Origin of the sequence: Acinetobacter defluvii, from assembly GCF_001704615.3 — a bacterium.
Taxonomy (GTDB): Bacteria; Pseudomonadota; Gammaproteobacteria; order Pseudomonadales; family Moraxellaceae; genus Acinetobacter; species Acinetobacter defluvii.
The window spans coordinates 899,822-912,498 of record NZ_CP029397.2 but is presented as its reverse complement, the minus strand read 5'-3'; the positions used below and the strand labels follow the sequence as shown (position 1 = coordinate 912,498).

The following is a 12,677-nucleotide window of genomic DNA, read 5'->3' as shown; positions in this document are numbered from 1 at the left end:
AAGTTATATTCTCAACAATCTTTTGTCCAGACGAGCAGCTTAGACGAGTAAGGACGACTATTAAAAAATAAATTATAATGCTTTGACCCAATATAAACGTACCATCTGCCCACGATCATAAGGAAAGCTTGATAAATATTCATAACCGAGTGTGTTAGTTTTGTTGATTTTAAATTCCATTCCATAACCCACAGAAATATTTAGACCCTGTACTTCTTGTTGAATAGACTGCCCTGCACTGACACGGCTTTTAAAATCATCGGTAGTAAATGCGGTATAATTAAAAACTTTAAAATGCCCATCTTCATAAAATTGATTACTTAAAACTGAATAATTTTTAAGCTCTTGTTCATGCTCTTCTGCTAATTTTTTTTGCTCTTGATTTAAATCTGCACTAGCGATTTCGATCGCAGTTTCTGTATCTGTGATTTGTTTTTTCTTTTGCTTTAGATGTTTAAAAAAATCATATTTAAAAAATGGCTTGGGTTTAGAAAAACTATTTTCGAGCCGCGTATTTGAAGTTGTCATCGTAGTATCCGCATATGCATCATGTCCTATACACATCAATAAAATACTACATAATGTTTTTAGGTGCATGATCCATCCATAACCAATAAAACTGATTTGTTATTCTTTTCAAACTATAACATTCTTTGAAAATCTGGATGCATTTTTTAATGACTTTTCCATAAAAAAGAGAGCATTAAGCTCTCTTTTTGGTTTATTTTAAAAGCTCCAAATTATTTTGGATTAAGCTAAACCTTTGTCTTTTAACAATTGCATCATGGTTGAACCGAGTTCAGCAGGGCTACGTGTATATGCCATACCCGCTTTTTCAAATGCTGCAAATTTTTCTTCTGCAGTCCCTTTACCGCCAGAAATGATTGCGCCTGCATGCCCCATACGCTTACCTTTTGGCGCTGTTACACCTGCGATATAACCCACAACTGGTTTTGTCACATGAGATTGGATATATTCAGCAGCCTCTTCTTCCGCAGTACCACCAATCTCACCAATCATGATGATTGCTTCAGTTTGTGGATCTTCTTGGAAAAGTTTTAAGCAGTCAATTTGATTCATCCCTGGAATCGGGTCACCGCCGATGCCGATACATGTAGACTGACCTAGACCAAGCTTAGTTGTTTGTGCAACTGCTTCATAAGTCAATGTACCTGAACGAGAAATTACACCAATTTTACCTGGTTGATGAATATGCCCTGGCATAATCCCGATTTTACATTCACCCGGTGTGATAATCCCTGGACAGTTTGGGCCAATGATACGTGCACCATTACCATTCGTTTCTAAATAACGTTTTGCTTTGAGCATATCCAAAGTTGGTACACCCTCAGTAATCACAACAATCAATTCAATACCAGAGTCAATCGCTTCAACAATCGAATCCAATACAAATGGTGCAGGCACATAGATTGAGGTTGCTGTTGCACCTGTTTCTTGTACTGCTTCACGCATGGTGTTAAATACAGGTAAATTTAAATGTGTCGTACCACCTTTACCCGGTGTTACTCCACCGACAACTTTTGTGCCATAGGCCAAAGCTTGCTCTGAATGGAATGTACCGTTTTTACCTGTGAAACCCTGTACCAATACTTTGGTGTCTTTATTTACTAATACGCTCATGATTGATACTCCTTACGCTTTCACTGCAGCAACAACTTTTTCTGCGGCATCAGCAAGCCCAGTCGCAGAAATCAATTTCAAACCAGATTCATCAAGTAATTTTGCACCCAATTCCGCATTGTTACCTTCTAAGCGAACCACAACTGGAACTGTTACATTTACTTCTTGAACCGCTGCAATAATTGCTTCTGCAATCATGTCACAACGTACGATCCCACCAAAAATATTAATCAAAACAGCTTGTACTGAACTGTCAGATAAAATAATTTTAAATGCTTCGATCACACGGTCTTTAGTTGCGCCACCACCTACGTCTAAGAAGTTTGCTGGCTGTCCACCATAAAGTTTAATGATGTCCATGGTCGCCATTGCAAGACCAGCACCATTCACCATACAACCAATATTACCTTCGAGTGCAACATAGTTGAGATCAAACTCAGATGCTTTGAGCTCACGCTCATTTTCCTGAGATTTATCACGCATTGCTGCAATTTCAGGTAAACGATACAGTGCATTTGAATCAATACCCACTTTGGCATCGACACATAAAATTTCACCATTTTCACGCACTGAAAGTGGATTAATTTCAAATAATGCAAAGTCATTTTCAATAAATGCTTTATATGCACCTGTCATGATAGTGACAAATTGGCTAACTTGTTTGTCTTTTAAACCTAATTTGAACGCAACATCACGTGCTTGAAACGGTAATAATCCCACTAAAGGATCAACTTCTACTTTAAAGATTTTTTCAGGTGTTTCTTCTGCAACTTTTTCAATTTCGACACCACCTTCTGTAGATGCCATAAAAGTTACACGACGTGAAGAACGGTCTACAACCGCACCAAGATACAATTCACGCTCTACTGGATAAACGTCTTCACAAACCAAAATGCTATTTACAGGCTGACCATTTGCATCGGTTTGATAAGTGACGAGATTTGTACCTAGTAGATTTTTTGCATATTCAGCCCCTTCTTCAGCAGATTTTACAACTTTTACACCACCTGCTTTACCACGACCACCTGCATGCACTTGCGCTTTCATCACGGCAAACTTACCGTCAATCTGCTCAAATGCAGCGGCTGCTTCTTCTGGTGACGTAATTAAAATGCCTTCTTGAACAGGCATACCATATTTTTTTAACAGCGTTTTTGCTTGATACTCATGTAGATTCATTTTTTACCTTTTACTACTTTTCACGTTGTTATAACAATCAGTATTTAAACTTCCATCGCATTAAACACTGACATTTATTTAAGTTTGTTCTTTTATTTTTAGATGATTATTCAAATAAAAACAACCATCATGATAAAAAAAGAGCGGTCGAAACCGCTCTCTTTAGATTATTTACGCTTACGTTGAATTGCGTGAATCGCACGACCATCAACGGCTAATGCCGCTTCATGCACAACTTCAGAATAGGTCGGATGAGCAAATGTCATTAATTGTAAATCTTCAACAGAAGATACAAACTCTAGTGCAATCATACCTTGATGTACGATGTCTGACGCACCAGGACCAATGACATGCATACCCAATAAACGATCCGTTTTGGCATCTGCAACGAACTTCACAAAACCTTGAGATTCATTGGCAGCCAAAGCACGACCATTCACCGCAAATGGGAATTGACCTGTTTTAACTTCGTGACCTTTCTCTTTGGCTTGTTCTTCAGTTAAACCTACCCACGCTGCTTCTGGATGTGTGTAAATTACACTGATAATCGTGTCATAGTTCACTTGTGCAGCATGACCGTGGATACGCTCAACTGCCATTACGCCTTCTTCCATTGCTTTATGTGCAAGCATTGGACCACGTACCAAGTCACCAATCGCATACACACCTTCAACAGATGTTAAGCATTGATCATTTACTTCAACTAAACCACGTTCAGTTAGTTTAATGCCTGAATCTTCTGCCAATAAGCCTTCTGCATAAGCTTTACGACCTACACAAACGATTAATTTATCGAATGCTTCAGTTTTATCTTCGCCAGCTTGGTTGTATTGAACAGTAACTTGACCGTTGTTGATTTCAGTACCAGAAACTTTCGCGCCAATACGAATATCTAAACCTTGTTTGGTTAAGATTTTTTGATATTCTTTAGAAAGTGCTTTGTCCGCCATTGGCAAGAAGCTGTCTAATGCTTCAAACACCACAACTTCAGCACCTAAACGACGCCAAACTGAACCCAATTCAAGACCGATCACACCTGCACCGATTACACCTAAACGCTTAGGAACTTCTTGGAATTCTAATGCACCCGTAGAATCAACAATTAAGTCTTCATCTACTTTTGCCACTGGAATATTTACAGGAACAGAACCGGTTGCAAGGATCACATATTTAGGTTCTAAAACTTGAGCTTCACTACCGTCTAATGGTGTGAATTCAACTTTTTTACCCGCAAGTAATTTACCCGTACCTTGTAACCATTCAATACCATTACCTTTTAATAATTGCGCAACACCACCAGTCAAGTTGTCTACAACTTTGTCTTTACGTGCAAGCAATTTAGCAAGGTCAAGCTGTACATTTTCTACAGAAATACCATGCACATCTAAACCATGAAGCGTATCTTCATAATGATGTGAAGAATCTAAAAGTGCTTTAGAAGGGATACAACCTACGTTTAAGCAAGTACCACCTAAAGATGGCTTACCTTTGTGTACACGCTTTTCGATACACGCAACTTTAAAACCAAGCTGAGCTGCACGGATTGCTGCTTCATAACCACCTGGTCCACCGCCGATTACCACTAAATCAAATTGAGACATGTTTATCTCCAAAAACGAGCCTAGAGGATCACCCTAAGCCCGTGTTGTTATTCTAAAGAATTAAAGATCAAGAATTAGTTTAGCAGGTTCTTCTAACAATTCTTTTACAGTCACCAAGAAACCTACAGCTTCTTTACCATCGATTAAACGGTGGTCATAAGAAAGTGCTAAGTACATCATTGGTAAAATTTCAACTTGACCATTCACTGCCATAGGACGATCTTGGATTTTGTGCATACCCAAAATTGCAGTTTGTGGTTGGTTTAAAATCGGAGTTGAAAGTAATGAACCGAAAGTACCACCGTTAGTAATTGTGAAAGTACCACCAGTCATATCTTCAATGGCAAGTTTACCATCACGTGCTTTACCAGCAAATGCACGAATACCATTTTCAACTTCAGCATAGTTCATACGATCTGTGTCACGAAGTACAGGTACAACTAGACCACGATCAGAAGATACTGCGACACCGATGTCATAGAAACCATGATAAACGATATCATCACCATCAATTGATGCGTTTACAGCTGGGAAACGTTTAAGTGCTTCTGTACATGCTTTCACAAAGAAAGACATAAAGCCTAAACGCGCACCGTGGCGTTTTTCAAATGCGTCTTTATATTGTGCACGCATGTCCATGATTGGCTTCATGTTAACTTCGTTAAATGTAGTTAACATTGCTGTTTGTTGCGTTGCAGCAAGAAGACGTTCAGCAACACGTTTACGCAGACGTGTCATTGGAACACGTTTTTCGATACGCTCACCTACCGCAACACTTAAAGGTGTTACCGCTGCTGCAGCTGGTTTCGCTTGATGGTTTGCAACATCTTCTTTGGTGATACGACCACCACGACCAGTACCTTCTACCTCAGAGGCAGCAATACCTGTTTCAGACAATGCTTTACGTACAGCTGGTGCTTGATCAGCAACAGGTTGAGCACGCTCAACCACAGGAGCTGCACCCGCTTCAGTTTGAGCTGCCGCTTGTTCAACATTCCCATCGCTTACAGCTTGTGTTGGAGCTGCGCCAGAAACTGCACCTTCTTCAAATGTTGCAATCACTTCAGCAGAAAGAACTGTATCGCCTTCATTCTTGATGATTGCAGAAATAGAACCATCAGCAGGAGCAACAACTTCTAAAACAACTTTATCCGTTTCAATATCACAGATCACTTCATCACGTGATACAGCTTCACCTGGTTGTTTGTGCCAAGTTGCAATTGTTCCGTCAGCAACTGACTCTGGGAACACCGGTGCTTTAATTTCGGTTGCCATTATTTAGATTCTCCTGATTGTTCAGCTACGATCGCTAAAGCGTCATTGACAAGCTGAGCTTGTTGTTTTGCATGCAAGTAAGGTGAGCCACATGCAGGTGCAGCTGAAGCTTCACGTCCTGCGTAGCTAATACGAATTTGTTTACCAGATTTCATCACACCTTCATATAAGCGTGGTGCGATAAATAACCATGCGCCTTGGTTCTTCGGCTCTTCTTGGCACCAAACAAGTTCTTGAATGTTTGGATAAGTCGCAAGAACTTCAGCAATGCGTTGTTCTGGGAATGGATATAATTGTTCAACACGTACAAGTGCGATATTCAAGTTTTGTTCACGACGTTTTTCAAGTAAATCGTAATACACTTTACCACCACAAAGTACGAGACGTGTTACGTCCGCTTTGTTGATTTGATCAACTTCATCAATCACAGTCTGGAATGTACCAGTTGCAAGCTCATCTAAAGTAGACGTTGCAAGTTTATGACGAAGTAATGACTTAGGAGACATTACGATCATTGGTTTACGGATTGGACGGATCGCTTGACGACGCATCGCATGGAAGATTTGGGCAGGTGTAGTTGGCGTAATCACTTGCATATTTTCTTCTGCGCAAAGCTGTAAGAAACGCTCTAAACGTGCAGATGAATGTTCTGGACCTTGTCCTTCAAAACCATGTGGAAGAAGTAGTGTTAAACCACAAACACGCTCCCATTTGGTTTCACCAGAAGAAATGAACTGGTCGATCACCACTTGGGCACAGTTTGCGAAGTCACCAAATTGTGCTTCCCAAATAATCAAACTGTGTGGCAATGTCGTTGCATAACCATATTCAAACGCAAGTACTGCCATTTCTGACAATAAAGAGTCATAAATTGCGGTACGTGGTTGATTTTCTTTAATGTGACAAAGTGGAATATAAACCGAACCATCTACTTGGTTATGAAGCTTAGCATGACGATGTGAGAATGTACCACGGCCTACGTCTTCACCCGTTAAACGCACTAGATAGCCATCATCTAACAGTGATGCATAAGCTAAAACTTCAGCAGCACCCCAGTTCAATGGCATTTCGCCTGTTTGCATTTTCAAACGGTCATCAATCACTTTCGACACCTGGCGTTGCATCACGAAGCCTTCAGGCAACTCTCGCATTTTACGACCAAGTTCTTTTAAGCGCTCGATTGGGAAAGTTGTATCCCAAACATCAGTGTAATCATGACCTAAATACGGTGTCCAATCCACAAACATTTTTTTGTTTGGTTCAAGTACAAGTGCATTAGCTACATGGCGACCGGCTTCAAGGTCTTCACGATACTTTTCAACCAAAGCATCTGCATCAGCACGATCCAATACTTTTTCTTGAACCAATTGATCAGCATACAACGTACGTGTTGTCGCTTTTTTGTTGATCACTTGATACATCATTGGTTGAGTTGCAGCTGGTTCATCCGCTTCGTTATGACCACGACGACGATAACAGAACATATCAATCACAACATCTTTACGGAAAGTGTGACGGAAATCATGTGCTAATTGTGAAATAAATAATACAGCTTCTGGATCATCACCATTCACATGGAAGATCGGTGCTTGGATCATTTTCGCAATGTCAGTACAGTATTCTGTAGAACGCGCATCACGTGGATCAGAGGTGGTAAAACCAACTTGGTTGTTTACAACAATATGAACTGTACCACCTACGGTATAACCACGCGTTTGTGACATTTGGAAGGTTTCTTGGTTCACACCTTGACCTGCAAATGCTGCATCACCATGTACAATGATTGGTAATACGTCATCACCACCAATGTCTTTACGGCGTACTTGACGTGCACGTACCGAACCTTCAACTACAGGACCAACGATTTCTAAATGCGATGGGTTAAACGCCAATGCCAAGTGAACTTCACCACCTGGAGTCATCACGTTTGATGAGAAACCTTGGTGGTATTTAACGTCACCAGAACCTTTTTTATTGAGTGCCTTACCTTCAAACTCACCAAACAAATCAGCTGGGTTTTTACCCATAATGTTCACAAGTAAGTTTAAACGACCACGGTGTGGCATCCCGATCACAACTTCTTTACAACCAACCGAACCTGCGCGTTGAATCAATTCGTTGACCATCGGGATGAAGGACTCACCACCTTCAACACCAAAGCGTTTTGCGCCAACGTATTTATTGCCAAGGTATTTTTCAAGACCTTCGGCAGCAGTTAGACGCTCCAGTACATGTTTCTTTTGTTCAGCAGAGAAACCAAATTGACCACGTGCACCTTCTAAGCGTTGTTGAATCCAACGTTTTTCTTTGGTATCAACAATGTGCATATATTCCGCACCGATAGAAGCACAATACGTTGCCTCCATTGCTTCAACCATTTCACCTAAAGTTGCTTCAGTTTTACCAATCGCAAGATTGCCAGAGTTAAATACAGTATCTAAATCTGACTTGGTTAAACCATGTGCTGCAAGATCTAAATCTGGCACGTCTTCACGTTTAGCCAAACCTAAAGGATCAAGTTTTGCTTTTTGATGTCCACGGTTACGATACGCAGCAATCAGTTGCAACACACCAATTTGACGGCGTTCATGTTCAGTGCTGACTTCACTTTGTACAACAGGTTGAACACGACTTGAGTTGCGACCTAATAATAAGAATTGCTCACGAATGTTGCCGTGGGGCTGATCACCTTTAGGGAATTTATCGAAATATTGTTGCCAATCCTCACCGACTGAGGTTGGAGAAGACAGGTACTGCTCGTAAAGCTCTTCAATATACGCTGCACTATCAGCGGAAAGTTCAGTGTCAAGACGCAGTGCGTCAGCAACTTCTTGCATTTGTGGACCCATTTCCTATTGCAAAAACATTAGAGGATGCTTTTTAAGCACACCCAAGATTGATCATGCCAAACTGGTAAATTGGCACTCACCCCTAGATCCCAAAAACCAAAGGGCGTTATACGGCATTAGAATTTTACTAATGCAGACAATGAATCATAACGCCCTCAATGGCATCACCACTCATCTATACTCAACCGCAGCTGAGCAATTTTTTTGCAAATCGACTTAGAAAAAACAAAGTTTTGATTTGTTTTTTCTAAAGCGGCTCATTTCGCAAGCACTTACTTAAGTTATAAACTTAAGCACACCTCACTTATGTTAAAAAATGTACATAAGCACTGCATTTTTTCTGCTTACAGCAATTTGTTAAATCCTAACATGAACTTAAGCTTCAATTGATTTTTTTGACACATACCATCTATAAAATAGCTAAATACATAACTATTATAATCGAATACTATATGGAGTTGTTTATATAAAAATTCAACCCATTATAGAAAAATACTATTTCACGCACATACAAGCTATACAAAAAGTATATAAAAAAAGAGCGCACCTTAAATTTAAGGTGCGCTCTTTGATTTTTAGGGCATTAACCTGCTTGGTCGAGCAACATGCTACGGATATGACCGATTGCTTTGGTTGGGTTCAGACCTTTAGGACATACTGACACGCAGTTCATAATTCCTTTACAACGGAACAATGAGAACGGGTCATCAAGACGGGATAAACGATCTTGAGTCGCTGTATCACGCGAGTCAATAATAAAACGATATGCATTCAACAATGCTGAAGGACCTAAGAATTTATCAGGATTCCACCAGAATGATGGGCATGATGTTGAACAACATGCACAAAGAATACATTCATACAAACCATTTAAGTGTTCACGCTCTTCTGGAGACTGTAAACGCTCTTTAGGCGGTGCAGGTTGATTATTAATTAGGAAGGGTTGAATTTTATCATACTGATCGTAGAACTGATTCATATCCACAACTAAATCTTTAACCACTGGTAAACCTGGTAATGGACGAATCACGATTTTTTCTGGTAAATCGTTTAAGTTCCATAAACATGCTAGACCATTTTTACCATTGATGTTCACACCATCCGAACCACAAATACCTTCACGGCAAGAACGGCGGAATGTTAATGACTCATCTTGCACTTTTAAAGCGAGCAGCGCATCAAGCAACATACGGTGCTTATCAGTCAACTCAAGTTTAAAAGTTTGCATGTACGGCGCTTTATCCTTATCAGGATCATAGCGGTAGATTTCGAACGTACGAGTACCTCTACTCATCTTATTTCTCCCGATTAGAATGTACGTGGTTTAGGTTCAATTGCTTCTACAGACAACGGACTGTAACGTACTGGTTTGTACTCAAGATGGTTATCACTTGAATACCATAAAGTATGTTTCATCCACTCATCATCACGACGACCATATGAATAAGTTGGGTGATCAGGTGGTAACTCGTAATCTACAACCGTATGCGCACCACGACATTCTTTACGTGCAGCAGCAGAAATCAAGGTTGCTTTTGCCACTTCGTATAAGTTTTCAACTTCAAGCGCTTCAATACGTGCTGTATTAAATACTTTCGATTTGTCTTTTAGATGAATATTGCGTACACGCGGTTCAATCGCAAGGATTTGTTTTACCCCTTCGTCAAGCAAAGCTTGCGTACGGAATACACCTGCGTGATCTTGCACAATATCACGAATCGCATCTGCAACTTCTTGGGCATTTTCACCAGAAGTAGAGTCATCTAAATGACGAATACGTTTTAATGTATTTTCAAGCACATTATTTGGAAGTGGTTGATAATCATCACCATGATGTTTAGTCACATAATCAATGATATGTTCACCAGCCGCTTTACCAAACACCACCAAGTCAAGCAATGAGTTAGTCCCTAAGCGGTTTGCACCATGTACAGATACGCAAGAACACTCACCAATCGCATAGAAACCTTTTACAGGAACTGTGTAGTCCATGGTGCCATTTGTAGCATATTCTTTAGTTGTGCTGTCATAACCTGCATGGAAACCAGCTTCATTTTTAGAATATTCAGGAATAACAACCTGACCATGAATATTTGTTGGAATACCACCCATTTGATAATGGATTGTTGGTACTACAGGAATCGGCTCTTTGGTGATATCCACGTTTGCGAATTTTTTACCAATCTCAAATACAGAGGGTAAACGTTTCATGATCGTATCAGCACCCAAGTGCGTCATATCAAGTAGGATATAATCGCCTTTAGGACCACAACCACGACCTTCTTTGATTTCTTGGTCCATCGAACGTGATACGAAGTCACGCGGTGCCAAGTCTTTCAAAGTCGGTGCATAACGCTCCATGAATGGTTCGCCGTCTTTATTACGAAGGATCGCACCTTCACCACGACAACCTTCAGTCAACAATACGCCTGCGCCTGCAACACCTGTAGGGTGGAATTGCCAGAATTCCATATCTTGTAATGGAATACCTGCACGTGCAGCCATACCAAGACCATCACCAGTGTTGATATATGCGTTTGTAGATGCACGGTAAACACGACCTGCACCACCTGTAGCAAATAAAGTTGCTTTTGCTTGGAATACCGCAATTTTACCTGTTTCTTGGTCAATCGCAGTCACACCCAATACATCACCCTCTTCGTTACGGATTAAGTCTAATGCAATCCATTCAACAAAGAATTGAGTACCCATTTTCACGTTGCTTTGATAAAGCGTATGCAATAGAGCGTGACCAGTACGGTCGGCAGCAGCACATGCACGTGGAACTGGTTTTTCACCGTAGTTTGCAGAGTGACCACCAAATGGACGTTGGTAAATTGTACCGTCTGCGTTACGGTCAAATGGCATACCTAAGTGTTCTAATTCATAAACAACTTTAGGTGCTTCACGACACATAAACTCGATTGCATCTTGGTCACCTAACCAGTCAGAACCTTTTACCGTGTCATAAAAATGATAGTGCCAGTTATCGTCTTGCATATTACCAAGAGATGCACCGATACCACCTTGCGCCGCAACTGTATGAGAACGCGTTGGGAAAACTTTGGTTAATACTGCAACTTTCAACCCTGCTTGAGCAAGTTGATATGAAGCACGCATACCAGAACCACCACCACCAACGATGACTGCATCGAAGAACTGGCTTGGAATATTTGAATAATCTTCTTTAGGGGTTAAAGCGCCCATGACATCTTCCTATCAATTCGCCCAAAAAATCTGGATTGCCCAGATTGCATACGCAATAACAGCAATAATCACTGCTGATGTTAATACGATGCGTAAACCTGAAGCTGAAGGACCCATTTGACGAGTAGTCACATAGTCAGTGAATACTTGCCACATACCAATCCAAGCATGCGCAACAAGAGATAAGACTGCCAATAAAGATAAAATCTTCATTGGAAGTGTCATCATAAAGCCAAACCATTGCTCGTAGTTAAATCCGCCATTGCACAGAATCCAACCTAATACGACAACAGTATAAACAGCAAGAACAACAGCGCTCACACGTTGGATATACCAATCACGAGAACCTGAACCCGTTAAACCTGTAGCACTTTTCATTAGAGAACAATCCATACAAATGATGCGATGATTGAAATCGCAGCCAAAATTAATGCAATTGTAGCTGCAACACGACCACTTTGAAGTTCTTCAGCAAAGCCGAGGTCAGCAAGTAAATGCTTAATACCCATAATAAAATGGAATAATAAGCCTGCTACAAACACCCATACGATGAAACGTACAACGAAGCCGCCAAAGATTGCTTGAACTTGAGCAAAACCTTCAGGCGAAGACAATGATTTGTCTAAAAGCCACAAAAGTACCGGTACGAGTAAAAATACGATGACACCTGAAAGACGGTGTAAAATTGATGCAATAGCCACAGGGGATTTTAAGTTTACGTCTAAAACTTGACCCATGGACAAATTGACAGGTCTGTTGCTTTTCACAGCGGGCATCCTGTAAGTAAAAACTCCATCCGGAGTTTGTTGGAATTAATTCGAAGGAAAGCTGGCATTGTTAGGCAAGCAAATTGCCTAAACTTATAAACGACACCGAATTATAAATCGTGAACTGTTAAAATACAAACGATGCCGTTTGGCTTTTT

General features: G+C 40.5%; 10 protein-coding genes. All 10 read right to left on the bottom strand.

Annotated elements, in window-relative coordinates; translation table 11 throughout:
* Positions 1-72: 72 nt before the first annotated feature.
* Entirely contained in the window at positions 73-597 is a 525-nt protein-coding gene (locus DJ533_RS06735; protein ID WP_081406089.1) for a hypothetical protein, read from the bottom strand.
* Positions 598-750: 153 nt separating this feature from the next.
* The gene (sucD, locus tag DJ533_RS06730) at positions 751-1,641 is read right to left on the bottom strand and encodes a succinate--CoA ligase subunit alpha (protein WP_065993617.1); all 891 of its coding nucleotides are present in this window, start codon (positions 1,639-1,641) and stop codon (positions 751-753) included.
* Between the two features lie 12 nt (positions 1,642-1,653).
* Positions 1,654-2,820 (bottom strand): ADP-forming succinate--CoA ligase subunit beta, encoded by a 1,167-nt coding sequence (gene sucC / locus DJ533_RS06725; RefSeq protein ID WP_065993618.1) that lies wholly within the window; start codon positions 2,818-2,820, stop codon positions 1,654-1,656.
* Between the two features lie 167 nt (positions 2,821-2,987).
* Positions 2,988-4,421, bottom strand: coding sequence for a dihydrolipoyl dehydrogenase (gene lpdA, locus DJ533_RS06720; protein WP_065993619.1), 1,434 nt, complete (start codon positions 4,419-4,421; stop codon positions 2,988-2,990).
* A gap of 60 nt (positions 4,422-4,481) precedes the next feature.
* On the bottom strand, positions 4,482-5,696 hold the full coding sequence (gene odhB / locus DJ533_RS06715; RefSeq protein ID WP_065993620.1) for a 2-oxoglutarate dehydrogenase complex dihydrolipoyllysine-residue succinyltransferase: 1,215 nt from the start codon (positions 5,694-5,696) through the stop codon (positions 4,482-4,484).
* Entirely contained in the window at positions 5,696-8,533 is a 2,838-nt protein-coding gene (locus DJ533_RS06710; RefSeq protein WP_065993715.1) for a 2-oxoglutarate dehydrogenase E1 component, read from the bottom strand. The genes odhB and DJ533_RS06710 overlap by 1 nt, the downstream gene beginning before the upstream one ends.
* A gap of 595 nt (positions 8,534-9,128) precedes the next feature.
* Positions 9,129-9,839: a succinate dehydrogenase iron-sulfur subunit gene (locus DJ533_RS06705; protein ID WP_004829428.1), complete on the bottom strand. Its 711-nt coding sequence runs from the start codon at positions 9,837-9,839 to the stop codon at positions 9,129-9,131.
* Positions 9,840-9,853: 14 nt separating this feature from the next.
* A complete protein-coding gene (sdhA, locus tag DJ533_RS06700) occupies positions 9,854-11,752 on the bottom strand; it encodes a succinate dehydrogenase flavoprotein subunit (RefSeq protein WP_065993621.1) in 1,899 nt (632 codons plus the stop codon).
* Positions 11,753-11,764: 12 nt separating this feature from the next.
* Positions 11,765-12,130, bottom strand: coding sequence for a succinate dehydrogenase, hydrophobic membrane anchor protein (gene sdhD / locus DJ533_RS06695; RefSeq protein ID WP_004717289.1), 366 nt, complete (start codon positions 12,128-12,130; stop codon positions 11,765-11,767).
* Positions 12,130-12,528: a succinate dehydrogenase, cytochrome b556 subunit gene (gene sdhC / locus DJ533_RS06690; protein ID WP_148245831.1), complete on the bottom strand. Its 399-nt coding sequence runs from the start codon at positions 12,526-12,528 to the stop codon at positions 12,130-12,132. Before sdhC ends, sdhD begins: the two co-directional genes overlap by 1 nt.
* Positions 12,529-12,677 lie beyond the last annotated feature (149 nt).

Bases quoted from the DNA above. Each gene is read 5' to 3' on its own strand.
- DJ533_RS06735 (WP_081406089.1), bottom strand. From the start codon at position 597: ATGCACCTAAAAACATTATGTAGTATTTTATTGATGTGTATAGGACAT.
- sucD (WP_065993617.1), bottom strand. From the start codon at position 1,641: ATGAGCGTATTAGTAAATAAAGACACCAAAGTATTGGTACAGGGTTTC.
- sucC (WP_065993618.1), bottom strand. From the start codon at position 2,820: ATGAATCTACATGAGTATCAAGCAAAAACGCTGTTAAAAAAATATGGT.
- lpdA (WP_065993619.1), bottom strand. From the start codon at position 4,421: ATGTCTCAATTTGATTTAGTGGTAATCGGCGGTGGACCAGGTGGTTAT.
- odhB (WP_065993620.1), bottom strand. From the start codon at position 5,696: ATGGCAACCGAAATTAAAGCACCGGTGTTCCCAGAGTCAGTTGCTGAC.
- DJ533_RS06710 (WP_065993715.1), bottom strand. From the start codon at position 8,533: ATGCAAGAAGTTGCTGACGCACTGCGTCTTGACACTGAACTTTCCGCT.
- DJ533_RS06705 (WP_004829428.1), bottom strand. From the start codon at position 9,839: ATGAGTAGAGGTACTCGTACGTTCGAAATCTACCGCTATGATCCTGAT.
- sdhA (WP_065993621.1), bottom strand. From the start codon at position 11,752: ATGGGCGCTTTAACCCCTAAAGAAGATTATTCAAATATTCCAAGCCAG.
- sdhD (WP_004717289.1), bottom strand. From the start codon at position 12,130: ATGAAAAGTGCTACAGGTTTAACGGGTTCAGGTTCTCGTGATTGGTAT.
- sdhC (WP_148245831.1), bottom strand. From the start codon at position 12,528: ATGCCCGCTGTGAAAAGCAACAGACCTGTCAATTTGTCCATGGGTCAA.